Annotated in this window: 25 protein-coding genes and 1 pseudogene; 11 read left to right on the top strand and 15 right to left on the bottom strand. The window is 38.7% G+C overall.

Going from position 1 to position 23,739, the window contains the following annotated elements:
* The first annotated feature begins 104 nt into the window (after positions 1-104).
* The 11 genes and pseudogenes from IPM56_16340 (at position 105) to IPM56_16290 (ending at position 8,840) form a co-directional block, all read left to right on the top strand.
* A complete protein-coding gene (locus tag IPM56_16340; protein QQS35790.1) occupies positions 105-1,058 on the top strand; it encodes an MBL fold metallo-hydrolase in 954 nt (317 codons plus the stop codon).
* A 429-nt stretch (positions 1,059-1,487) separates the two neighbouring features.
* Positions 1,488-2,030, top strand: coding sequence for a DinB family protein (locus IPM56_16335; protein QQS35789.1), 543 nt, complete (start codon positions 1,488-1,490; stop codon positions 2,028-2,030).
* Between the two features lie 2 nt (positions 2,031-2,032).
* On the top strand, positions 2,033-2,437 hold the full coding sequence (locus IPM56_16330; protein QQS35788.1) for a hypothetical protein: 405 nt from the start codon (positions 2,033-2,035) through the stop codon (positions 2,435-2,437).
* Between the two features lies 1 nt (position 2,438).
* Positions 2,439-2,969 (top strand): cob(I)yrinic acid a,c-diamide adenosyltransferase, encoded by a 531-nt coding sequence (locus IPM56_16325; GenBank protein QQS35787.1) that lies wholly within the window; start codon positions 2,439-2,441, stop codon positions 2,967-2,969.
* Positions 2,970-3,036: 67 nt separating this feature from the next.
* Positions 3,037-3,696 carry a cobalamin-dependent protein gene (locus tag IPM56_16320; protein ID QQS35786.1) on the top strand — a complete coding sequence of 220 codons (660 nt, stop codon included), beginning with the start codon at positions 3,037-3,039 and terminating at the stop codon, positions 3,694-3,696.
* A 125-nt stretch (positions 3,697-3,821) separates the two neighbouring features.
* Positions 3,822-4,136, top strand: a complete 315-nt coding sequence (locus IPM56_16315; GenBank protein QQS35785.1) for a DUF2752 domain-containing protein — start codon at positions 3,822-3,824, stop codon at positions 4,134-4,136.
* An 11-nt stretch (positions 4,137-4,147) separates the two neighbouring features.
* Complete coding sequence (locus IPM56_16310; GenBank protein ID QQS35784.1) at positions 4,148-4,495, top strand: TM2 domain-containing protein; 348 nt, start codon at positions 4,148-4,150, stop codon at positions 4,493-4,495.
* A gap of 140 nt (positions 4,496-4,635) precedes the next feature.
* Complete coding sequence (locus IPM56_16305; protein ID QQS35783.1) at positions 4,636-5,298, top strand: metal-dependent transcriptional regulator; 663 nt, start codon at positions 4,636-4,638, stop codon at positions 5,296-5,298.
* A 22-nt stretch (positions 5,299-5,320) separates the two neighbouring features.
* Positions 5,321-6,343, top strand: coding sequence for a metal-dependent transcriptional regulator (locus tag IPM56_16300; GenBank protein QQS35782.1), 1,023 nt, complete (start codon positions 5,321-5,323; stop codon positions 6,341-6,343).
* Between the two features lies 1 nt (position 6,344).
* A pseudogene (gene feoB / locus IPM56_16295) lies at positions 6,345-8,588 on the top strand (ferrous iron transport protein B).
* Positions 8,589-8,618: 30 nt separating this feature from the next.
* The gene (locus IPM56_16290; protein ID QQS35781.1) at positions 8,619-8,840 is read left to right on the top strand and encodes a hypothetical protein; all 222 of its coding nucleotides are present in this window, start codon (positions 8,619-8,621) and stop codon (positions 8,838-8,840) included.
* Positions 8,841-8,945: 105 nt separating this feature from the next.
* Here the strand turns inward: IPM56_16290 and IPM56_16285 are convergent, their stop codons facing one another.
* The 15 genes from IPM56_16285 to IPM56_16215 all read right to left on the bottom strand — a co-directional run bounded on the left by IPM56_16285 (position 8,946) and on the right by IPM56_16215 (position 23,733).
* Positions 8,946-9,740, bottom strand: coding sequence for a DNA adenine methylase (locus IPM56_16285; GenBank protein ID QQS35780.1), 795 nt, complete (start codon positions 9,738-9,740; stop codon positions 8,946-8,948).
* Between the two features lie 154 nt (positions 9,741-9,894).
* Positions 9,895-11,205, bottom strand: coding sequence for a hypothetical protein (locus IPM56_16280; GenBank protein ID QQS35779.1), 1,311 nt, complete (start codon positions 11,203-11,205; stop codon positions 9,895-9,897).
* A complete protein-coding gene (locus IPM56_16275) occupies positions 11,202-13,112 on the bottom strand; it encodes a hypothetical protein (GenBank protein ID QQS35778.1) in 1,911 nt (636 codons plus the stop codon). Before IPM56_16275 ends, IPM56_16280 begins: the two co-directional genes overlap by 4 nt.
* Positions 13,113-13,347: 235 nt before the next feature.
* Positions 13,348-13,785 carry a hypothetical protein gene (locus IPM56_16270; GenBank protein QQS35777.1) on the bottom strand — a complete coding sequence of 146 codons (438 nt, stop codon included), beginning with the start codon at positions 13,783-13,785 and terminating at the stop codon, positions 13,348-13,350.
* Position 13,786: 1 nt separating this feature from the next.
* Entirely contained in the window at positions 13,787-14,197 is a 411-nt protein-coding gene (locus IPM56_16265) for a hypothetical protein (GenBank protein QQS35776.1), read from the bottom strand.
* A gap of 16 nt (positions 14,198-14,213) precedes the next feature.
* On the bottom strand, positions 14,214-17,732 hold the full coding sequence (locus IPM56_16260) for a hypothetical protein (protein QQS35775.1): 3,519 nt from the start codon (positions 17,730-17,732) through the stop codon (positions 14,214-14,216).
* 10 nt (positions 17,733-17,742) lie between these two features.
* The gene (locus IPM56_16255) at positions 17,743-18,936 is read right to left on the bottom strand and encodes a hypothetical protein (GenBank protein QQS35774.1); all 1,194 of its coding nucleotides are present in this window, start codon (positions 18,934-18,936) and stop codon (positions 17,743-17,745) included.
* Positions 18,937-19,031: 95 nt separating this feature from the next.
* Complete coding sequence (locus tag IPM56_16250; protein QQS35773.1) at positions 19,032-19,667, bottom strand: hypothetical protein; 636 nt, start codon at positions 19,665-19,667, stop codon at positions 19,032-19,034.
* Positions 19,668-19,689: 22 nt separating this feature from the next.
* Entirely contained in the window at positions 19,690-20,607 is a 918-nt protein-coding gene (locus IPM56_16245; protein ID QQS35772.1) for a hypothetical protein, read from the bottom strand.
* The gene (locus IPM56_16240) at positions 20,604-20,819 is read right to left on the bottom strand and encodes a hypothetical protein (protein QQS35771.1); all 216 of its coding nucleotides are present in this window, start codon (positions 20,817-20,819) and stop codon (positions 20,604-20,606) included. Before IPM56_16240 ends, IPM56_16245 begins: the two co-directional genes overlap by 4 nt.
* Positions 20,816-21,280, bottom strand: a complete 465-nt coding sequence (locus IPM56_16235; protein QQS35770.1) for a hypothetical protein — start codon at positions 21,278-21,280, stop codon at positions 20,816-20,818. Before IPM56_16235 ends, IPM56_16240 begins: the two co-directional genes overlap by 4 nt.
* On the bottom strand, positions 21,277-21,483 hold the full coding sequence (locus tag IPM56_16230; protein ID QQS35769.1) for a hypothetical protein: 207 nt from the start codon (positions 21,481-21,483) through the stop codon (positions 21,277-21,279). Before IPM56_16230 ends, IPM56_16235 begins: the two co-directional genes overlap by 4 nt.
* 43 nt (positions 21,484-21,526) lie before the next feature.
* Positions 21,527-22,162 (bottom strand): hypothetical protein, encoded by a 636-nt coding sequence (locus IPM56_16225; GenBank protein ID QQS35768.1) that lies wholly within the window; start codon positions 22,160-22,162, stop codon positions 21,527-21,529.
* A gap of 82 nt (positions 22,163-22,244) precedes the next feature.
* Positions 22,245-22,649, bottom strand: coding sequence for a hypothetical protein (locus tag IPM56_16220; protein QQS35767.1), 405 nt, complete (start codon positions 22,647-22,649; stop codon positions 22,245-22,247).
* 160 nt (positions 22,650-22,809) lie between these two features.
* A complete protein-coding gene (locus IPM56_16215; GenBank protein ID QQS35766.1) occupies positions 22,810-23,733 on the bottom strand; it encodes a hypothetical protein in 924 nt (307 codons plus the stop codon).
* Positions 23,734-23,739: the final 6 nt, after the last annotated feature.

Below are 23,739 nucleotides of genomic sequence, written 5' to 3'. Positions count from 1 at the left end.
AGTTTAAATCATTTTCCTTGTCTAAACCTATTTTATTACTACTATAAATTCAAAACCAAAATTATTATATCAGTATTAATTTACATCAACATTACTCGTAAAATATGAACAGAAAAAAATTCATTAGAAATATATCGTCGGCTTTTGTCGGGTCATTAATGTCATTTCCTTTTTTAAGTGAAAAGATTTACGGGAAGCGAAGTGAAGATGATGTTTATCCTTTATTAAAACCAGATCCTTCTGCCTGGAAAGATGATGAAATAAACATTGCCTGGATTGGTCACGCTACAGTTCTTATAAATTTTTTCGGGACGATTATTATTACAGACCCGGTTCTTTTTGAAAGAGTAGGATTGTACATATTCGGACTTACCTTTGGACCAAGCAGGTACACAATGCCTGCACTTAAACTCGAAGAAATACCAAAACCCGATCTTGTTTTGTTGTCACACGCTCACATGGATCACATGGATTATGAAACTCTGTCGTCATTGGTTGATCTGTATCCTGATCAGATCGATTGTGTTACAGCATTTAATACTAAGGATGTTATCGAGGATCTTGAATGGAAATCACTTAATGAAATTGACTGGAATGAAGAAATTTTTCCCCTTGATTTAAGAATTAAAGCACTAGAGGTAAAACATTTCGGCTGGCGTTTTCCATGGGAACGAGATCGTTCAAGAGGATTTATGGAAGACGGCAGAAGCTTCAACGCATATATAATAGAAAAGAATAACACTAAAATTTTATTCGGCGGCGATACAGCTTTTCATGAATTATTTATGCCGATAAATGAAAATAATATCGAAGTAGCAATAATGCCGATTGGGGCTTATCATCCATGGAGAAGAAATCACTGCACACCTGAAGAGGCTTTGGTAATGGCGTCACAGCATATTAAAGCAAGACACTTTATACCTATTCATTTTTATACTTTTAAACAGGGAATGGAACCTGTAGAAGAACCGATGCAGCGTTTACTTGATGAGGCTTCAAAACATGAAATAAATATAGCGATAAAAGATATCGGCGGAAGTTTCAAATATAAAAGCTGACAGGATGCGTTTGTTAGTTACGCAGGAACACATTTCATTCATTTAGATCCCCGGTTAATCGAAAAAGAGACGATCCTATCAGCCTTTGAGCAAACTAATTTTTATTTATCATCAAACATTAACAGGAATAGGAACCCTAACAGTCCTCCGGCAAAAATCAGTATTGCAAATATTTGGAATACGTGATTTGATAAATTTTCCATGTTACCCTCAATGGTTTGTTTCCAACCAATAATTGAATCTTAAATTCTGTGCCAACAGATAAGTGATAAAAAATTCTGATTATTAAATGAAAAATTTGTGAGTGGTCTCATTCTATGAACTTTAGTCAAACTACGTCTCAAATTAAGAGGATTGTAAGCATTCAATTTTATAACTTAGGGCAAAGATATTTTCAACAAATTTATATGTTATATGACAAGTAATGATTTGCTAAAATTTTATTTTGATTATTCAACCGAAGTCACCAACGAAATAAAAAAAGACTTTGGAAATATTGCCCCCGAGTTATTGAATAGAAAACCATCATCTGAATCCTGGAGCGCGGGTGAATGTTTTGAACATCTTATAAAAACAAATGGTTTGTATTTTCCGGTGTTTGAGAAACTTAAACTTTCTTTACACAATTCAGATGCTAATGGGAATATTCATTTCAAGAATTCATTCATTGGAAAAATGATAATCAAAACTGTAGATCCGGATCAGATGAAAAAATATAAATCACCAAAAGCATTCAGATTGACAGTGAGCAATGTGAGAAGCGATGTAATTTCGGTTTTCTTAAAACAACTTGAAGATTTGAATAAATTAATTGAAACCTTTAAAAACAAAAATTTAGCTGCATATAAAATTACTTCACCCGCTTCACCGCTTGTAAGATACAATCTGGGAGATTGTTTGATGATCATTGCCTATCATAACCGGAGACATTTGAAACAGGCAAAAAATGCAATTGGAGTTTTAAATAGATAATAATGAGTAAAATAAATCTGAAACTTATTCTACCGCTTTTATTTTTTGGAATATTAATGGGAGCCGCCGGTGTTCTGGGGTTATTAGGTAAGTATGAACTTATAATCTGGCTGCCCGTCTTTATGGTTTGTGCATTTATACTTGCAAAATTCCTTACAGCAAAATTTTTTGTTAATGGATTTGTACTTGGATTTTTACTGGCAGTGTTGTCATCAGCCATTCAGGTAATATTTTTTGATCACTATATAAATAATAACCCGCAGTTAAAGTCAGGGTTTGAGAAACTGCCATCGCCCGGCGATGCAAAAATTTTTTTTATTATGATGGCTCCTCTGATAGGATTACTTTCAGGTATAACACTCGGAGTATTTACAACGGCTTTCAAAAAACTGATATTCAAAAAATAATATGAAACTTGAAAAAGGATTTATACAGATCTATACCGGAAATGGAAAAGGCAAAACAACCGCTGCTATAGGGCAGGCGATCAGGGCTGCTGGTTTTGGTTTGAGAACTTACATAGTGCAGTTTATGAAGGAGTTTCCTTACAATGAACTTAAGAGTCTGAACTCACTGAATGAGTGGATAGAAATTGAACAATTTGCGGGTGATGATTTTGTTTATAAAAAAGAACTGCCGCCGGATGAAGAAATTCAAAAGGCATTAAAAGGTATGTCATCAGCTAAAAATAAAATGTTGAGTAATGATTTCGATATAATAATTCTTGATGAAATTCTTGTTTCAATATACTTTAGGTTGATAACTACGGAACAGGTATTAGCTTTTCTTAACGAGAAGCCATCGGAAGTTGAGATCATTCTTACGGGCAGGTATTGCCCGCAGGAAATTATTGATAAAGCTGACCTTGTAACAGAAATGAAAGAAGTTAAACATTATTATCAGCAAGGGGTGTTATCAAGAAGAGGAATAGAATCATAATTGTTCTTCTGAATGGAACTTTTTTTTGATCAAATTGATTTATACTTTAACATACATTTAAAGATATATGCGAACATTAAAAGAAAAACAAAATATAAGTGAAGTTTATTTCCTGGATTATTTTAATAATCTCATTGAAGGAAAAAAGCAGCGGTGTTCCGAAATAGTAAAAGAACTTCTCTCACAAAAAACTGATATAAAAGATGTGTATACCGATTTGTATCAGCGTTCTTTGTACAGGGTGGGCAAAATGTGGGATGAAGGCAGTTTAACCGTAGCCGAAGAGCATGCCGCATCACAAATAACACTTGAATTGATCACATCAATTAAACCGAAAAAGTCCGGGAAGAATAAATCTGTTAAAAAGGCGATCATAAGCTGCATTGATAAAGAACATCATGAAATCGGAGCTTTAATGGTTTCTAATATTTTTGAATTCAATGGATGGGACACAAAATTTCTCGGAGCGTCGGTGCCGTCAAAAGATTTATTAAAACTTATAAAATCCTTTAAACCGGAATTGGTTGGACTTTCTTTCAATTTGTATTTGAATCTGTTACGCCTGCTTAATGTCATTGAACATATCAGAAAGTTTTTTCCTGAACAAAAAATTGTTATCGGCGGGCAGGCAGCAAGACTTGAAAAGGATAACATACTAAAACAATTTCCTGATATTCTCTACTTTGATTCACTGCACGAACTGGATTCCTTCATTAAAAACAACTGATTGCACGGCAGAGCTAATCGGTTGAAATTATTTTAACTGCAATTCAATGCTGATAAACGGTTGGCATCAATTAGGAAAAGATTGACTTGATGGCTATTTTAATTTAAGTTTAAATCAGATTGAATATGAAAGCCCGACTGATATATCGCAGCATTAATCTTGAAGCTTTATTGTGGCTTTTCGCTCTCACCTTTCTTGCATTTTATTCTCCATCAACTGAAAATCATTTTACATTTTGTTTGTTTAATAATCTTGGAATTGGATTTTGTCCCGGTTGCGGTCTTGGTCATTCAATATCACATCTTTTCCGTTTTGAAATTTATGAATCTTTCACATCGCACCCGCTTGGAATTCCGGCATTATTAATTTTAGTTTATAGAATAGTTCAGCTAACAAAAGATCAAATAATTAATAATCAAAATAAAATCATTCCTAATTGAAGGGAGTTCATATGGATAAAATTTACCAATACCTGCCCACGCTTGAAATGGATGAAATGGCTTATGTTCAAACACTGGTTAAAGATATGGATGATGCAAAACTTCAACAGTTTGCTACTATTTATACCTCCAGGAGAAAAGACGCTCAAACAATCATGTTACTTACTTTAATCGGATTCCTTGGAATTGCCGGGGTTCAGCGGTTTGTACTTGATCAAATAGGTATGGGACTTCTATACTTGTTTACCGGCGGTCTTTGTGTCATCGGTACTATCATCGATCTTGTTAATTATAAAAAGTTAGCATTCGATTATAATCTGAAAGTGGCACGCCAGGTAGCCGCAATGGTTGGATCATAGTTTATCTTGAAATATTAATTCATAATACCCCGCTTTGGCGGGGTTTTTTATGCACATTAAAAATTAATCTTATTGAAGGATGCTTGACAAATAATTTAAGTTCACTTAAATTAACAGCGACAATAAACTTAAAACTGAGAATGCATAATATTTCTAAAGAAGATTACCTGAGTGTGATCTATAAAAATCTTGACATAGGCGGAAAAATTAAAACAAGTGTAATTGCAGAGAAGCTTGAAATATCAAATGCCGCCGTAACTGATATGATAAAAAAACTTTCACGTGATGGTCATATTAAATACGAGAAATACAAAGGAATACAGTTAACCGAATCAGGAAAGAACTACGCAAAGAATATGGTTCGCCGCCATCGTATCTGGGAAGTATTTCTTTACCAGGTTGTTGGAATGCCTTGGGATAAAGTACACGACGAAGCGCATAAGCTTGAACATTCATGTTCAGATGATTTGATAAACCGGATGGAAGAGATGCTCGACTTTCCGGAATATGATCCGCACGGGGACCCGATACCAGGAAAGGACGGTACGCTTCCCAAGCCAAGGAAAGCAATACCATTAACAATTTTGAAAGAAAAGCAAAAAGCAAAAGTTATAAGAGTAAATGATTTTGATAATGGTTTTCTTAAATACATCTCGAAGATCGGGATTGAATTGAACAAAGAAATTTTAATAAAAGATATTCTGAATTTTGATCATTCAATGCTTGTCATTATCGATGGTAAAGAAATAAATCTGAGTTCAACTATTGCCGCAAATATTTTTGTTGAAGTAAAAACAAAATAGGTTTTAGCAAAAGGTAAATATTATGATAGACCCGTTATTGGCTTTAATCGTATCTGTACTTGTGATAGCAGTACTTGTTCTGTTCTTTCTTCCGGGCAAAGGAATGTTTTCTCAAATACAAAATGCAAAACGAAACAACAAAAGAATTCTGATTGAAGATGCACTTAAATATTTATATGACTGTGAGTACAAAAATATTATTTGTAATCTAAACAGTCTTGCCGGGAATCTTTCTATAACTCCGGATGAGTCCGCAGCATTAATCACACGACTTGAAAAAATGGGACTCGTTTCATTCATCAATAATGAAATTCAACTTACATCCGAAGGCAGATCATACGCATTGAGAGTAATAAGAGTCCACAGGCTTTGGGAGCGGTATTTAGCGGATGAAACAACTACTCCTGAAGTAGAGTGGCATAGTTCCGCCGAAGATAAAGAACACAATTTAACAATTGAACAAGTGGAGGCACTCGCAGCACAACTTGGTAACCCGGTGTTTGATCCGCACGGCGATCCAATTCCTTCTTCTGATGGAAAACTTCCCAGGCATAAAGGAGTTTCACTTTCAGATGTAAGAGCTGGAGAGTTTGTTCGTATAATCCATATCGAAGATGAACCGCAGGCGGTATATGCTCAGTTAGTCGCGCAGGGTTTACATCCCGGAATGCAGATTCATCTTATCGAAACATCAAAAGACAGAATAAAATTTGAAGCTGATGGTGATGAGTGTGTTCTTGCACCGATAGTTGCCGCAAACATTACCGTTATACCAATTGACCAACAGCATGAAATTAAGAATGAATTCAAAACACTATCTTCATTGAAGGTCGGCGAAGAAGGAATTGTTATCGGTATTTCAAAAGCAATTAGAGGTCAGCAAAGAAGAAGACTTTTGGATTTTGGAGTTGTGCCAGGTACTAAAATAAAACCAAGTTTAAAAGGTACAACCGGTGATCCGACTGCTTACTCAATTAAAGGAACAACAGTAGCACTGCGTAAACAACAAGCCGATTTAATATATGTGAAAGAGAACGAGGAATGATATGAACACGAATCCACAATGCGAAACATGCCCGGTTCATAACGTAGGTAATCTTAAAAAACTTGGTATCAATATGGACCGCTTCGATTTTGTTGTTGCGCTTGCAGGAAATCCCAATACAGGTAAGAGTACGGTTTTCAATAGTCTTACTGGATTGAAACAACACACAGGTAACTGGCCTGGTAAAACAGTAACAAGAGCTGAAGGTGGATTTGAGTACAGGGATAAACGTTTTAAACTTGTTGATCTTCCCGGGACATACTCACTTCTTTCAACAAGTACAGATGAAGAAGTTGCGCGTGACTTTATTCTATTTGGTCAGCCCGATGTAACCGTGATTGTTGTTGATGCAACAAGACTTGAGAGAAATTTAAATCTTGTTCTCCAGGTTCTTGAAATAACAGATCGTGCTGTATTATGTGTCAACCTTATTGACGAAGCCAGAAGACACAAAATTAAAATTGATGACAGAAGTTTATCACGCGAACTTGGAATTCCTGTTGTGCTTTGTGCGGCGCGGCAGGGAGAGGGAATCAAAGAACTGCTTCAGTTTATAAGTGAAGTAGCAATAGGCGAATACATTTGTAAACCACATAGAATAAGCAGTGATTCATCACAGATAAAAAAATCAGTTGAAACATTAACACTGAAAGTACTTGAACTTTTTCCCGGTTTACCAAATGCGAGATGGGTCGCGTTGCGTTTACTAGAAGGTGATCAGAAAATTATAGATGCTGTTAAATCAGGTGAACTTGGACAGCTAAGAAAAATAAATAGTTATGAATCAAACATGTCAATAGCTTAAGAAAATTTTATTATGATAAAGGAAGCAAAAAACAGCGACGCTATTCTTAACCTCGCAAATAATATGCGGTGGGAACTCGGTGAAAACTTTCATGACTCGCTAATGGAAAACATATACAGCGATGCTGCAAGAATATCAGGCAAGAGCGTTGTAGTGGATAACAGCAAAAAGAAATTTGATATAGATTCATTTATAGATAAACTCGTCACGAGTCCTTATCTCGGGTTTCCGTTGATGTTTCTGCTTCTTGCGATTGTGTTCTGGCTTACTGTTGAAGGCGCTAATGTTCCTTCCGGCATGATCGCTTCATTACTTGTTGATACTCTTCATCCAATATTAAAAACTTTTTGCGATTCTATATTACCCTGGTGGTTAAGCGGTGTTTTAATTGATGGGGCTTACTTAGCAATGGCATGGGTTATAAGTGTTATGCTTCCACCGATGGCAATATTTTTCCCGCTCTTTACCATACTTGAAGATTTTGGTTACCTGCCGCGCGTCGCTTTTAATATGGATAGTTTATACAGAAAAGTCGGGGCACATGGTAAACAGGCATTAACAATGAGTATGGGATTCGGGTGTAACGCTGCAGGAATAATTGCAACAAGAATTATTGATAGCCCTCGCGAAAGATTGATTGCCATAATTACAAATAATTTTTCTCTTTGCAATGGACGCTGGCCTACACAAATATTAATCGCAACGATATTTATTGGATCTGCAGTTCCTGCGCACCTTGCAGGGTTAGTTTCAGCAGGTGCCGTTGTTGCTGTCGCTGTACTTGGAATTGCTTTCAGCCTGGTTGTTTCATGGTCGTTATCAAAAACTGTTTTAAAAGGTGAAGCTTCTGCATTTACATTAGAACTTCCGCCTTACCGACCACCAAGAATTTTGCAGACACTTTACACTTCTTTAATCGATAGAACATTGTTTGTGCTGTGGCGTGCAATTGTATTTGCAATACCGGCGGGAATAGTTATCTGGCTGGTATCGAATATTAAAATTGGTGATGTCAGTATTGCAGTACATTTTATTAATTGGGTTAATCCGTTTGCATTTGTACTTGGACTGAATGGTGTGATTCTGCTTGCATACATCATTGCAATACCCGCAAATGAAATTGTAATTCCCACCGTACTTATGCTGACTGTATTAGCTTCAGGACTAACAGGCATAGGTGCAGGAGATGGTGTGATGTTTGAGCTTGATTCTGTTGCTGATACAGCAAACATTCTTCAGGCTGGTGGCTGGACATTGTTAACAGGCATAAACCTGATGCTGTTCTCATTACTGCATAATCCATGTTCGACAACGATCTTTACTATCTATAAAGAAACTAAAAGTATTAAGTGGACATTGATATCTACAATGCTGCCTGTTGTAATGGGATTATTAGTTACATTTTTTGTTACACAGATCTGGCGATTGCTGGCTTCTTAAAAATTTTATCATCCATCTGCAAGGAAAATTATGAAATCAGTTTTGTTACTGTTGATAGGATTCTTATGTCTGAATGTTGATTTGTTTTCACAGGATACTGTACCCGAGTTAGTTACTGACAGACCTGATAAAACCGAATCAGCATCCATAGTACCTGTCGGATGGCTGCAGATCGAAACGGGGTTTGAATTTTCAGGTGAAAAGTTTGATGATTATAACGCCGCAACGAGTTTGAGAAATTTTTGCAACTAATTTGAGAAATTTCATTCACTTTTACCCCTCTAAAATAATCATTTTTCGCACTTTTACACACCCATTACATAGTCAATAATGGGTGTGTAAATGCTTCTAAACAGCCTAATAATTTGTAATGAGCAACTCTACTGACTTAGGCTTTGTTTTATCCTCTCTGGCTCTTACAATGCCACAGGAATGCTTCACTGTATGTTTCTTGATTATCCTGTGACCTTTATAGAGTTCACGCACTAACTTATTCTCATAATAACTAAGAGCAAAACTCCCCTTAATGTTATTCAGTATGTCCGCCAATCGTTTATGATCTTCATACGTGAAGTTCACACCATTCTTGTTGTAATAATACTCACAATCGACATACGGCGGGTCAACATAAAATAGAGTGTCCTTACTGTCATACTTAGCTATCAACTTCTCAAAGTCCAGACACTCTATTTGAACACGTTTCAATCGTGCATTTATTATTTCCAACCTTCTCATAAATGGTGTCCATTTACCCTGTACAAGCTTGTGTGAGGTCAACTGATAACCCCAGCTTTCACTGTTTCCGGAGAATGATTGTATCTGCCTGATGGCATAGTACAAAGCTGTTTCAACATCATTAAGAAATTTATCATCTTTCAGTTTTTCTTTTGCTTCATTATACATTTCACGACTATGAAAACTCCAGTTGATACAATGTTTGAACTCTTCATAATTATCTCTTATTACCGTGAACAACTTCACCAGGTGCTTGTTGAGATCATTATACGTTTCAAGATAACTTGGTTCTTTCTTGAATAGAACCCAGCCTCCACCGCCAAATACTTCACAGTAATGTTTCTTCTGAAAATCTGCAGGAAAATTTGAAATAATCCAGTTAGCCAGATAAGATTTTCCACCTACATACGGAATCATTTTTGCCTCTGTTTTTTATTAGTTGATTTACTATTTTTAACAGAGGTTTTTGAGAAGCTTTTCTTGAATACCTGGAAGGAATATATTTTTATTTCAATGCCCTTTCGAGATGGCCGTGTCGAGGGAATTTGGACGAGAGTATGTTCCTTTTTATTTAGCCATCTATCAACTCCATTCTTGTTCGGGTTTTCATTTCATCATAGAACATTTTGCGAGCTCTCAAATAAACGGAAGTATTCTCAAATACATACCACGTATCATAAGTCCAACTCAATGCACTCATGGTGATTCCAAAGACAACCCTATCCTTTTGTATAAGAGCCCAGACAGCGTCTGCTACACACTTCCATAAGGGTTTTTGGGCTTCACCTGTAATGATAAAGAATGAGTTAGGCAGAGAAGATGTAAACTGCGTATTTCCTATACCGGATACGAATCCAGGAACATATATCCATAGGTTGCGAATGAGTAATGGGAATCCTTCATTGCCGGGTGGATATCCGCCTTGCTGAATCAATTGTATCGTTTCCACATTATCAGAATTTTTAACATTTCCGTTTTCATCCTTTATAACTTCACCGTACAGCTCTTCATAAACCGCAGATGTGCCGGCAGGCGTAACGATAACCTGCAGACCATCAAATCTTGTTGAATCAATCGGCTCTGGTCCCGCATCGTCAGCTAACAATTCTTTACTCAATACAACCGCTGATTGTGACTGATAGAACCTTGATTGGATGTAAAACTTTCTATCTTTTAATATACCTACACTTGCAAAATTTGCACATACCTCTTTAATTATTTGTGCTGCAGTTGTAAATGTAGAAATCGAACCAATGTAGTTATTAGAAAAATCTCCGAAGTACTGAGCATTGGCAATCCATGGTTCACCAAGTATTGTATATGACGTCTGGCTCTTGATGTTACTAACAAGAATTACCTGATTAACGCTTGGGTAAACAAGCTGAATAAGCTTCAGAACTAAATCCACAAACAAAACTTGTCCACCGGGACCAACAACAACATCAACCGGGGTAGTAAAATCGTTAGGGTCTAATGTTCTGGGGTCAATATCCTTTAGTTTATGAAAGTTACTTAACACTGTTATCTGGAATACTTTATTCTTATAGGTACTGGACACTGTTTTCCCATCTATGAATCCCAATAAATGTTCCTGCCCATTTTTATTGATGGTCACATTAGTTTCGTTAAGTCTTAACGATCTCCCAAGCTGTACATATCTGTTATCAAGAGCAGCAATGCTGCCGGTGTCAGGCAGTAATGAAAACTTTATGGTAACTGATTCAGGATAGATAATAGTTTCAAGGTCTTCATCATTCCCGTATTCAAAAGGTTCAAGTTCTATTCCATCGTAGTTATATGTTTTGGAGTCACCATCAGTGACATTAATTATGAAATGAAATTTATCGGTAGGTGTACGAAACTTTACATTGATGACACTCATTCAACTCTGTTATCCTTTCTTATTTTCCCCGCTCTCTCATTGGCAATATGAATGTGGTCATTCTTAATCTTACTTTCTAATGTGATGTTCCTTTGCCACTCATCAACCTTATCAAGATATGTGTTTAGTAAATGCTCAAGATTACTTCCGCCGGAACCAGCTACAAACTGATTCAACTTACTTAATGGAAACACACCTTCCGGCTCATTGCCTTCACCTACCGCCATAATGCGCGGCTTGGTTACAATTGCACCATTAGCCGCACCAGGAATAAATGATGTTGCTGCAGACGCAGCACCGCCACTAAAGAAATCAAATATCATCATTACGGCTTTTAGCATAAGCGCCTCAGCAACTGCCTGTATCAGCGAGTTGATGAATATCTGCAGTACTGAATTTGCCTGGCTAAATACTTTTATTGATTGCGCGCCGGCGGAAGCTGCAGCACGACCCGCTTCAAGGTATGATGCTGTTAAAGTATCAGTTAACCACACTAACTCTTCTGTTTCACTTATCACTTCATCAGGAAGAATGATCTCCTCTATTTCAACCTCTCCGGAGATTACAATCGGAGGCTCTTCAGCAGATTTAGGTCTAAGCTGTTCCTCAATACTTTCACGCAATGCTTTCAGGTTTTCTTCATCAAGTTCGGTATTCTGTTTTAACAACTCAGCGTTTACAAGTGCAAGCTGTTCACGCAATTCCTTTTCAGTAGTGATCAGTTTGGTTTTTTCTTCATTGTTATTATTTGTTGATGAAGAGTTGCGGTTGCTCGATGCTATTAGTTTTTCATCTGCAGCAATGTACTGTTCTAAAGATTTTCTTGCTTCCTCGAAACTCTCTGCTGTTTTAACAACATTCTTCCAGTAATACGGACTGTCTTCATTGCGGCTCAGTTTCTCACGCTGAAGCCTGTTTAGTGAAATCCTGTTCTCAATATTTTCTATTTCACCCAGGTTGGTTTTTGTTTCCTTTAGCGCACTCAATTCAGCTTCAAGTGTTTGAACCCTATTAAAATCAGAACCATACCTTGCTTGTCCTTTTGTATCAACTTCTACCGCCACTTCCTCGCCAACGGGACCAGCATATATTGTTTTTCTGCCAGGATGTTTCTCCTGAAGCTTTCGTAACTCTTCCTCACGTGATTGAATATAATTTGTAAGCTGTACGTCTGTTAGTTTTGCATATTCATCACGTAATTTTTTTAACTCTTCCTTCTGATCAGCAATTGATTTTGTACCGCTGTCAAACAGTCCTGGAAGCAATTGAAGCACAAGCATAAGAGCATTAACGGCAAGCAGAATTCCACCTGGTCCCTTAATTGATTCCATTGCAAGCTGTCCGAATGTTTTACCCATTCCGCTTGCTTCATTCTTTGCAGCCATTATTCCCTGAACTACCATAGGAATATTGTTTGCAACGCCCATCATTGCCATTCTAAAGTTTACAGTGATCATTGAAGCATCATTAAGAATATAGCCAGACTGCATTATTGCCATATTCATATTGTAGCTGCCTGGGACTACTTTCGTCTGCTGAGTTTCATTCATCAGATCAAGTGCACGCGTCACATTGGCAATTGCATTGCTGTGCTCTTTGTAAGCTGCGGAATTAATCCCAAGCTGACTTCTTTCTTTTGCCAGCGCTGATATCACTTCCTCAATTTCCTGTTCGCTGATATCGTTGTACTTTATAAAATCAGCGACACCCTTTGCAGCTTCCTCAGAGGCTTCATTGATGTTAAGAAGTTCTGTAACAAATGATTTTAGTATTGCGGTATTAACGTTGGGAGTCAGAGCATTTTCAAGGGATTCTTTTAACAGCGCAGATTTAATCTGCATCACATCGATAGTGCCTTCACCCTCTTTGCCGTCAATTACTATTTTAAGTTTTATTACATTTTCCATTAACGTACAGTCGGGGGTTTTTGTGATTCCAGGTATTTAAGGTAAGCTATTGTATCAATACGCTCGTTTAGTTTTTGAACCTGCAGATAGTATGATGCTTTGTAGATACTGCTCATTGGAACTTTAGTTTTTAGATACTCAATTTTTGTTAAGTCATAATTAGCAAGGAACATTAACGTTAATTCAAGATCACCATATTTGATTTCAGGAATAAAGAGGGAGCTAAAATATTTTTTTAGCGATTTTGCTTCGCCGTTGACTTCTTTGATTCGTTGATTAAGTCGTTGAAAAACATCTGTAAATTCAGTCCGTTCTTTATTCTCCTGGTAAAAAAATGCTTCAGCACCTCAGCGGCTGTATCCTCATTACAATTACCAAAACAAACCAACAATAATTTTTTACGGGTTATAAAAGCTTTCAGCGAATACAACAACCTGCTTATTCTGCTGAATGGAGTTCTGCTCAACACAAGCATCTGTTCCGGTTGTATGTTAATTGGCGTTAGTACCATTGAAAGAAATTTTTCTGAATCCCCGCCTTTCACTTCAATAGTGTTGTTGATCTGATATTTAAGCAGTTTGTTAACTGCATCAGATTCTATGATAGACAAATCCTTCCGCTGAAATTCTACACCTTCAATGATGTAAGTATTTATAACCTGAGCCTCTTCCATTTTATCTCCAAAGTTTATCATAACCAAGATTAAAAAATTGCGGCATCACAAGGATACCGATGAATAAAAACACTGCTACCAAGACAGCAATAAACAGCCACACATGTAATACAACTACCAGGTGAATTATGATTGTAACTAAAAGCGATATCACAAAATCATAACAACCCAACTCAATTGTATTGAACGTGTGGAAAGCATCTGAGAACTGCACCATAGTTGTTTTCTTGTTGTTGTAGGAAAGAACCGGGTTCCACCAATAATCATCTATCCTGCGTTTAAGAATTTTCTCAAGCTTTGTTTTTGTGCGTTGGTAATGATGCCACAACTGATGTACAAGACTTCTGCATAACATTGCTATCAACAACGCTGTTAAAATCAAAATGCCGGAAGCTAAAAATAGGGCTGTCATAAGATTCCTTTATTCATCAAGGGAATGCCGTACTGTTTGCTTTGATGTCATCAACATAGCTATTCACATTCGGAAGATTACCGCCATTACCATTTGAGTTATTACCAAACCCGATCTGGAATCTTGCGGGATTGTTCAATGCCGATGTGTTTTTGTTAAGTTCGGAAAATACAGTTACACCATTGATAATAACGACCGCACCGCCAGTCGTTGCGTGGTCTATCCAACGCGCTTCACATTCAACATACTGACCAAATGTATTTGCAATTGTAAGTGAACCAGTGCCCAAATCATATTCACCGCCATCTAAGTTTGTTCCTGAAAATTGAAAATCATATCCACCGGGTTCAAAGGTTCCTCTTCTTATTGAAACTGAAATTAAATCTGAACCCGCCCCGTCATCAATCCTGAACCACGGCGCAGCTTCATAATCTCCCGTTGCCGGATGTCCCAGCCACTCTTTCCATTTTATGTAAATACTGCCCGAGCTGGTAAATATTTTTGTGCCGTAAACTACCGCACTGCTTGAACCTGTCGGGTCAATCTTCGCTGAGTATGTACCAACTGCAACTGTATCACTCACTACTGTAAAAGTATTTGTTGTTGCTGTTACTGAAGTGAAAGCATCGGAGCCGGTCATTGAGTTAGATTCAAAAGTGATATTGAAAATATCTCCAACTACAGGAGCCGTTCCGAATAATGCTGTATCAGTTACTGCCGGTGACCACTGACCATTTGCCCATTGCTGATAAGCTGCGAAGTACCAGGTTTCACCGTTATCGAAATCGGAATTGTAGAACACATCATTATTAACAGCATTAGTATCTGTTCCTGCATAAACAACTGTTCCGCTCCATTGATTAGCAGGATAAGAACCTGTTTGTCCAACTATTCTTATTGAATCAGGATTATTAAATCCGGAGAGCTGTACTTTTAATGAATCATTTGCCTGCTGTGCCGTGAATGTTCCACTAAGTATTGCAGGAGGACTTGGAAGTGTAAGAGTGATTGATACAATTACTGTAGTATCATAATCGTTTGTACTGATCAGCAGTGTATCGATGTAAGTTCCCGGAGACATATTCCTTTCGCCGGTGATATTGACATTTATCAGTTCGTTGTTGTTAATCGTTCCACCGCTTCCAATACTGAATGGAGTGTTCAATCCGCTGAATGTAATGGTTAATGGCAGCAATCCTGTATTAGTGATTGTAAGCACCTTAACAGTATCACTCGCTGCGGTTGTATCCATTGTGCCGAATGCAAATGGATATGGTGATACTGTGTAACGGTAATCCGGAGTGATGCATCCACTGCATTCCTGGTATGCACCGATCGAAACAAGTGTATCCGGAACAGGCATCCAGTTTAAGTCCACTGCCATTCCGTTGAATGTTCCTGCATACAAAGCAGGTGAACCTTCGACAGGTTGAAGTGATCCTCTATCGCCGTCATTATTGTAAGATGAATCAACAACCTGGGCAGGAAGAAAAATGTTTGAGAAAAATTTATCTTCATAGCCTGTTCCGAACTCTTCCATATCTCTTTCAATCCACGATTGGGAACCGATTGAAAGATCATAAGAAGATCCATTCCAGGTAATGCTTCCATTTCCGGTTAAGGGCCAGTGCCGCGCAATGTATCTTGCTTTATCACCGCCTGCAGGATTGTTGTAAAGATTGTGATGCCAGCTTGAATAATTCAGATACCACCTTCCCCAGTCATCGCGTCCGGGTCCCCAGGTTGCTCTTGTTGTATCTCCACCAGGATAAGTGAACATAATATTTTTTCCGCCGTGAATTATCCATCCGGAAAAACCATTACCGCTTCCACCAACGTAGAGATTGTTGAAGATATTATTTCCGAGTCCCTGGAAAGCAATAACAGGATAAGTTGAATTATCATTCAATGCACCTGAATGAGTGTTATCGGGCCAGCTTGTCTCTGCAGGTAATCCATATCCGAAACCTGTTCCTGAGTTATTCATAAACCTGATACCAACGCAGGTTCGAATATCAAAAGCAAAGTTACCATCACCACTCATATTATTTCCGATAACCGAATTGTAACATACAAGTGCATCGTGATTTGGTCCCCGCTGTGCCATTATCTTAATACCGTTGTTCCAGGTATTGTAGATTTTACAATATGCAATGATAACTCTTAAACCATATCCAACATCAATTCCATCCTGACCAAGAGCAGAGCCGGTGTTCGCTACAACGTTCCTGTAAATAACCCAGTCAATTCCACCTGATGAAGAACCGATAGCGTCATCACTTGAGTAAATGTTCTGGAATAAACAGTTGTACACATAAAACGAATCAGCAAATCCTCTGTTAACTGAATCATAAGCAACAACATTTGTCTCCTGAAGGAACATTGCGATCATACCGCTTGCACCGGAGCCTGTTCCGATGAATTCACAGTTTATGAATCTGAAATTATCAGCATGATAAGTTGATGGAACATTGAAAGTAACGTGACCTGCAAAATGAATATTCCTGAAGATTATATGATTGCCTCTTTCCACATAAATTATTTCACCTGATGTAGTGCGGTCAACTACCGGGAGTATTCCGTTATCATACCAGGGTTCAACAACAACCGGCGCGTAAGATCTTCCACTCCACGACTGAGTGTAAGGCAAAAGAATTCTTGATGATGAAGCAAACGTATCCACGTTCTTTAGTTTAATGTGTCGCCCCGAAACATTTGCATAAACATCGTTCTGAAAATTAGTAACTGAATAAAGTTTACAGTTCAGAGTATCACTTCCTGATCCATTGCCGGTAGCGCTTGCAGCATACCAGATTGTATCTCCAACTGTGTTGACAGCCCAGCTTGAATCAATCGGTGTGAATCCGGATGTATCTCCCGGGTTGACTGCAGCCATTTTATAATGCCATACTTCATCATAGTATTTTCCTGTGAATGTAACAGGAAGATTTCCTACTGCGATTAAAGTATCCCTGAATCTTGAACCATCTCTCCAAATTGAAGTATGGTTTTGAAAGCTTCGCTGTTGAATCAGAACGTGAGTTGCATTCGGATCAAGTGAGCCGGCGTTAACTGTGATAGTTCCTGATCCGGCTGAAAGTAAAAGTGTTGGAGTTGAAAGTTCCTCCGGAATTCCGATGTAAGCAGTATCAGTAATCGGGCTTGACCATTTGCCATCAGTACTTCTTAAGTAAAGAGCGCCGTACCAAATTTCGCCATCGAGAGCTGACGCATTGATCGCTTCATCAAGAATTGTTGGCGCATTATAATAGTTACTGATTGCTGTACCATCATAACGGCTCGATGGAAGTGAACCCTGTTTTAATAATACTAAACAGCTATCATAAGCAATCGGAGTACTGCTGAATCCATTCGCAAAAACATTAATGAATCCACTACCGTCATCTGTGATTGCAAAGGTTGATGGTAAATCAGGAGTGCCGCTCCACGCAGCATGCCAAAACCCGAATTTGTGTTGTTGACCATACAACAAACCACACAGGAAAAATAAGAAAAAGAATAAGTATTTATTCATCAGTCACTCCTTACCAGGTACGTGCGATAAAAGGTGTCAGCCATCCATATATTTTTCCGCCCGTAGCCCAGAAGGTATAAATATCTCTGCCATTACCTGTACCATTTGATGGAGGTGTATCTTCGGGCCATTCCAGGTTCGCATTATTAAAAGTTGCCAGCTCTCCATCCGTTCTTAAAATCAATAACTGTATTACCTGACCATCGCCTACGTTACTGAAGGTAAATTCTCTGGCATCCGTTAACGTAGCAGTAAAACTATTTCCCTGGCTCCAATCAATCGCAGTTGTAACAGTGCCTAATCCAACCGCAGGGCTTAACGTTGCTGCGAATGTTGCCACTCCTGTAAATGTAGGGGAATTAAACATTGTTGCTTTACTTTCATTCGTAACATTATTCAAACTCAAACTTGTTTTGAACGCACTATAATCAGCAGAGCCAAGCAGTGTTTGCACGTTTGCACTTGGAGTTATCCCCGCGTAAGTAGTAAGGTCAGCGTCATACGCTTGAACATTCGTTCCAATTACTAAACCTAAAGTAGTCCGCACTTGCGATGGTGTACGTGAAGCCCATGCAGATGAAACCGAAACAATAAAATTATCTGTTGTTGCTGTCAACCCGGCAATGGTACTTAAATCACTGTCGAAAGCTTGCACGTTTGTTCCGGGAACAAGACTCAATAAAGTTCTCATACCGGAATAGTCTGCAGCACCTAATAAACTTTGCACATTAGCGCTTGGTGTAATTCCTGCCCAGGTTGTTAAGTCTGCATCATACGCCTGAACGTTAGTTCCAATTGTCAATGACAATTGAGTCCTTACTGCTGAATAATCTGCAGCTCCTAATAAAGTTTGAACATTAGCTGAAGGTGTTATGCCTGCGTAAGTTGTTAGGTCAGCATCATAAGCCTGGACATTGGTTCCAACAACCAACCCAAGCAATGTGCGTATAGTTGATGGCGACAGCACTTCTATATCGCCGGTGCCCGCAGTATTTCTTCCAAGCAGGTTGCCGGTTGCAATTGTATTCATCTCACTAAAGCTGATTGAGTTAACCGGCATTATTCCCTGGTCGATGTTATTCAGGAGTGTGTCGATTTTGCCGCCGGTGAAATTGAGATCATAATAAACTGTGTCGGTCTGTGCGAGTAATAAATGTGTGAAGAACAGAAAAAGTATTGCAAAAAATTTATATGCGTGTTTCATTTAGCTTTCCTTTGCTCTTAAAATTTTACCGTCTGATGTTCTAAGTATATCCCCATCTGAAGTCCTCAATAAAGCCCCGCCAGTCCCCGGGGCTCTCAGAAAAAACGTATCCACTCATTTCCGTCATCAAACAACAATGCGGCTTCACCTGCAGCCAACTGGGTTGCTGAGTTGGAAAGCGTAACAGTAATTTCACCCAGGTCAATTGCATTAAGAACCATTATCTCTTTTCCTGGATGTAAAGCGGGGTCAAGCAGTGCGAATACAAAGGGACCCGAGTGTCCATCGGGCGGGTGTATTACAATAACTTCGTCATCCGGAAGTAACTGATCAAGGTGAGCTAATACATGTCTGTATTTTCGTTTTTGTGAAAATGTTTTTTCAACTATGGGTTCACTGCCTTCCAGGGGCTCCACTGTGATATCTCCATTGTTTTTCAAAACAGGTGCGGTATCAACACTGTTTGATAACTTAAACATCTTGTATGTGTTTGAATTAGCACCGTTCAATCGCAATGCATCTGCTGCGGACAATGTAAACACATAACTAACGCCATTGTTTATGGTCAGTTCATTCTGCTTACCGCCCAGGGTTGATACAGCTTTATTAAATACGTTGATATCGTCAGCGAAAAATTGGACAAGAATATTTTCACCGGTTGCTGCAGTAGCATCATTTATTGTTACAACTATAGCTTGGTTCTGGTCGGCATTGATGTTTATAACACTCATTTAATTACCTTTTATTTAATTGTTAAACGGTCTCAGTAACGGTCAGTGTATTGGTGTTGGTATTAATGGCTATATCAGCCGGTGATACGTAACCTTCCCAGATCAACTCCTGTGTACGTACATCCTTATCGATGCTCAATTTGTTTTTCTGGAATAACACACCATCACCAAAGTTGTAAGTATTGGTGCTTGCCGGTGACAAGGAATTTTTTTCCGATACAAGCAAACTTGCTTTACGGTTTTTTGTATAAAGAGAAATCAAATCCCAGTTAGCCGCTTTATCTAAAAGCAGTTTGAGATAAAAATGAATCCACGTTGTTGTTGCACGGTTGCGGTGACGTCGTGTAACTATATTTTCAACAAGGAACTCTTTATTCAACACCTGTTCACCGTTGCATATTGGTGTAGCTACAGGACTTTGAACATCTCCCTGGAACGGTGCTTTGTATTTTGTATCATCCTCTCCTCTGTGACCAAGATTTAATGCATTCAGGTCACGGGGAACATTTGTGCCGGCACTTTGAATTAATTGCGTGGTTATCGCCGGTTCGAACTGAGCCTGCAGTGTTATCTCAAGACTTCTTTCGTTTGTGAACTCACGAAGCTTCCACTCAAGACCCATAAATTCTTCGCCGTCAAAATTGTATGTACCCGCGCCGTAAGTGGCACCTTCTTTTTCAGAAGTTATCTGTGCGGCAACACCTTCTCTCCAGGCTTGAATAAACCACAGTAAGTCAGCCATAGTGTTTTGTTTTGATGTTCCCTTGAACATAAAATCAGTTCCGATAAGAAGATCTCTCTGGCGGGAATCTTTTTGTGTTTTATCCTCAATTACAAATTGATGATCGGAGTTAAAACCAATAGCTAAACGTCCGTTGGGATTTACAGCGTTCAGGTTGTTGCGTGAAGTTATCCAGGCTTGTCGGATTCCAGGTGTCATAATTTTTTATCCTTGTTATACTTCTTAAAAATTTTAGGTCCGTGAAATTTCAACCACAATATGATCTTGAGAACGGTATAGAAAATTGTTAACCATAACAGTAATAGCTGACCCCACGCAAGCAGATCTTCCTGCTTGGGAAGTATTGATGCAAAAAAATTGATTATCCATAAGACCGGGATATCAGCAAGATTTTTCAATTTGGTTATCATAACTTTCGTTTAATAAAAAATATTATCATCCCTATAATCAAAACAAAAGCGCCCACACCAAGTAAGTAATCAGTGAACGGTTTGTTTTCCTTAACAACGCTTGTTGTATCTGCGTAAGTCGTGTCAACCGGAACCTGTTTAACATCAACCTCAATGCTGGGCTTGCCTGTGTCTTTTGATTTCAGATAGAACTTAATTTTTACCGAGTCGCCTTTTTGTGTTACCTTTTCCGCTTCATAGTAAGTTGAGTCGGTAGCAAGCGAATCAATTACATGCTGAATCAATGAATCAACATTAACCGGTTTAATTTCCTGCAGTACTACTCTTAATGGCGGAACCGCAAGAGTAACTTTCTTGTCCCGGATAATATCTTTCTGTGTTGAACAACCGGCTACCATCACAATAACAAACAGCGTTAACAGTAATAACAGCAAGGCAACAAAGGATTTTACTGTGTTCACCTTTCACCTGCAGTACTTTCTGTCTCCGGATTTCCATTCTTTTTGAGTGTCACATACTTATCAGCAATACCAAGCCCGATAAAGCTTGCAAGCAGGAATGCCCAGTTCAAGGGGATATCTGTAATTGTAACACTGGCTATTGAGACTTTAATAAAACTGTAAATGAAAGCCCAGGTAATAAGAAACATTATCAGTCTCTTCATTGAAGCTTTCCCGTTTGGTTCGTTAAAAAAAGAACCCAGCCAATTAAGCAGCGCTATCAGATATCTCATTCTGTTTCTCACTTTCAAAATCTGTTTCGTTTAACAATGTGTACGTGAAGCTGTTACCATATCTCCTTGCGGACATATAACACAACTGCATAAAGTCACGGAACTCTTCCGCATCTTTAAATACCTGGCAGCCGGCACTCCACTTATCAACTGCAGTTGTTTCACCAACGGGGTATGCACGGTGAATGTTGATGCCGAATAAACCGGCTTCCTGTTTCGATTCACCGAAATCAAGAACGCCATCCCTGTTAGCGTCACGAATTACTTTAACAGGCTTAACCTGGACAAGGGCTTCATACTTGCCCCTGTGTTTACCAATCTGGTATGCACTTTCATACTGATCTTCAACAAGTATTGCCGCACCCTCCACGTTCAATGGATTTTTCAGATAGTACAATCCCGGGTCGGTTGTTATTTTCCATTGATGAAGTTTCCACTTGCCGCTTTCATCCTTATAGAAAACCACAAGTGTATCGTCAAATTGATTGGGCTTGTTGTTGTTCGACCTTATGCCAACGATATTCAGGTTAAAAGGTTTGTTGTTATCAAATACCTTGTAACCAAATTTCTTCAGAACCTGGATTATTAAGAGGACTGTTAATTCTTTCATAAAATTTTCCTTTTATAGACAAGCGGCATGGGTAAAAGGAAAACCACACCGCTTATTGTGGAGACAGGAATGGCATCCTGTTTTATTCTTTTTTGAAAACTAACTTTGCTTTGAACGTTGTTGTATAACCATTGCCCGTTACTCCTATCAATACGGGTCTTGTCGCTGAAGGAAATGTTTTAATTGTATCCCTTACCGCTATATAAACATCTCCGGTATCGCCGGTAACAATGGTTTTAACATCCTTCCACTGATCAGCCCAGTAACTTTCTTGTCTCTTTACCGTTACTTTTGCTGAGTCAGTTGCGCTTTGGAAGTAATATTGAACATCAAGCAGATCTCCGACATTCACCGGTATCACGGGTTTAAGTTTTACAGTGTCGGTTCCTTTTATGGTCCCTGAGTAAGTCATTACAGAATACTTCTGATCAAATACAATTGTGCCGCTGTCTGAAACAACGGTCTGTGCCGGTAATGTTAAACTCATTAACATCACCCCGGCTATTAGGAACAACGAAAATTTTTTCATACTGACCTTTCAATGTTTTAAGCTTGTATTACCTGCGTACAAGTTTTAATGCTTGTACTTTAAAAAGTGAGGCTCAGTCATGATATCACCAAGCCTCACGAGGGGACGCACGATGTTACTATGGTATTATAATGCCTTCGAGCCTTGAAGCTGATTTAGCGTTAAGAAGAACCAGGTCAAGATCAAGATCAACTGAATGTGTGTAGTGTACACCAACAAGTCCCAGGTCTTTAACTTCAGCACCTATGTTTGTCGCAAAACTCAAATCACTCTTTTCACCGAAACGGTAACCATAAATACTTGTACAGTTAACGGAGTTACCGCACACTTCATTATGTGGAAGAATCAAGCCGCCTGATTTGTTATAACCGGCAACTAAAATCGGGATGCGGTTATATCTTGGTAACGGAACTCCGAATTCATCAACATCCCACTGAACTTGACCTTCAGCAATCCTGGTTAAACGGCTGAGTGTTTTTCCGTCCATAGATATTGCCTGCGCGCCACCGTCTACAGACTGAATTAAAACATCAAGGTTCTCCAGGAACTTCTGCTGTGATTCTTTTGCTGCGTTGGTATTGCCAAGCAGTACCTGTATACCATCTGCAGCAGGAGTTATTTTCTGATTACCGACAACAATTTTCTTCAGCCCGTTAAAGTGCTTTGCGTCGACAGCTTTGTCGCCGTTAAAGAAATAGTTTTGAAATTCTTTGCCCAGGTTTTTGGCAAAGCTTAATAATTCAGAAGAACGAACGGAAGGAATATCTGACCCTCTGCGTTCGTGTGCCCTGTCAACTTCAACCTTATCACCAAAGATTGTAAGTGTAGGGTTAGCAAACTGGGGGTCAACCTGGTTGGCGGGGTAATCGGAGTTCAGCTCTCTGAAACGTCCGCCGGTTGCGGATGCAGACTTTCTTGTATAGTCTGCGTTACCGATTATAGAATAGAACTCTGCGTTGTTAAGAACATTTGATGTTTCAAGCATCGCATTAACAACTGTGGCGGTGATTGAATCTTGTCCTGATATATCCCTGAACCTCATTTTTGC

The sequence above is a fragment of the Ignavibacteriales bacterium genome (genome assembly GCA_016700155.1).
Taxonomy (GTDB): domain Bacteria; phylum Bacteroidota; class Ignavibacteria; order Ignavibacteriales; family Ignavibacteriaceae.
This window is presented reverse-complemented; position numbering and strand designations above follow the sequence as displayed.

Excerpts from the sequence above, each read along its gene's own strand:
- IPM56_16340 (QQS35790.1), top strand. The coding sequence starts at position 105 with ATGAACAGAAAAAAATTCATTAGAAATATATCGTCGGCTTTTGTCGGG.
- IPM56_16330 (QQS35788.1), top strand. The coding sequence starts at position 2,033 with ATGAGTAAAATAAATCTGAAACTTATTCTACCGCTTTTATTTTTTGGA.
- IPM56_16325 (QQS35787.1), top strand. The coding sequence starts at position 2,439 with ATGAAACTTGAAAAAGGATTTATACAGATCTATACCGGAAATGGAAAA.
- IPM56_16320 (QQS35786.1), top strand. The coding sequence starts at position 3,037 with ATGCGAACATTAAAAGAAAAACAAAATATAAGTGAAGTTTATTTCCTG.
- IPM56_16315 (QQS35785.1), top strand. The coding sequence starts at position 3,822 with ATGAAAGCCCGACTGATATATCGCAGCATTAATCTTGAAGCTTTATTG.
- IPM56_16310 (QQS35784.1), top strand. The coding sequence starts at position 4,148 with ATGGATAAAATTTACCAATACCTGCCCACGCTTGAAATGGATGAAATG.
- IPM56_16305 (QQS35783.1), top strand. The coding sequence starts at position 4,636 with ATGCATAATATTTCTAAAGAAGATTACCTGAGTGTGATCTATAAAAAT.
- IPM56_16300 (QQS35782.1), top strand. The coding sequence starts at position 5,321 with ATGATAGACCCGTTATTGGCTTTAATCGTATCTGTACTTGTGATAGCA.
- IPM56_16290 (QQS35781.1), top strand. The coding sequence starts at position 8,619 with ATGAAATCAGTTTTGTTACTGTTGATAGGATTCTTATGTCTGAATGTT.
- IPM56_16285 (QQS35780.1), bottom strand. The coding sequence starts at position 9,740 with ATGATTCCGTATGTAGGTGGAAAATCTTATCTGGCTAACTGGATTATT.
- IPM56_16280 (QQS35779.1), bottom strand. The coding sequence starts at position 11,205 with ATGAGTGTCATCAATGTAAAGTTTCGTACACCTACCGATAAATTTCAT.
- IPM56_16275 (QQS35778.1), bottom strand. The coding sequence starts at position 13,112 with ATGGAAAATGTAATAAAACTTAAAATAGTAATTGACGGCAAAGAGGGT.
- IPM56_16270 (QQS35777.1), bottom strand. The coding sequence starts at position 13,785 with ATGGAAGAGGCTCAGGTTATAAATACTTACATCATTGAAGGTGTAGAA.
- IPM56_16265 (QQS35776.1), bottom strand. The coding sequence starts at position 14,197 with ATGACAGCCCTATTTTTAGCTTCCGGCATTTTGATTTTAACAGCGTTG.
- IPM56_16260 (QQS35775.1), bottom strand. The coding sequence starts at position 17,732 with ATGAATAAATACTTATTCTTTTTCTTATTTTTCCTGTGTGGTTTGTTG.
- IPM56_16255 (QQS35774.1), bottom strand. The coding sequence starts at position 18,936 with ATGAAACACGCATATAAATTTTTTGCAATACTTTTTCTGTTCTTCACA.
- IPM56_16250 (QQS35773.1), bottom strand. The coding sequence starts at position 19,667 with ATGAGTGTTATAAACATCAATGCCGACCAGAACCAAGCTATAGTTGTA.
- IPM56_16245 (QQS35772.1), bottom strand. The coding sequence starts at position 20,607 with ATGACACCTGGAATCCGACAAGCCTGGATAACTTCACGCAACAACCTG.
- IPM56_16240 (QQS35771.1), bottom strand. The coding sequence starts at position 20,819 with ATGATAACCAAATTGAAAAATCTTGCTGATATCCCGGTCTTATGGATA.
- IPM56_16230 (QQS35769.1), bottom strand. The coding sequence starts at position 21,483 with ATGAAGAGACTGATAATGTTTCTTATTACCTGGGCTTTCATTTACAGT.
- IPM56_16225 (QQS35768.1), bottom strand. The coding sequence starts at position 22,162 with ATGAAAGAATTAACAGTCCTCTTAATAATCCAGGTTCTGAAGAAATTT.
- IPM56_16220 (QQS35767.1), bottom strand. The coding sequence starts at position 22,649 with ATGAGTTTAACATTACCGGCACAGACCGTTGTTTCAGACAGCGGCACA.
- IPM56_16215 (QQS35766.1), bottom strand. The coding sequence starts at position 23,733 with ATGAGGTTCAGGGATATATCAGGACAAGATTCAATCACCGCCACAGTT.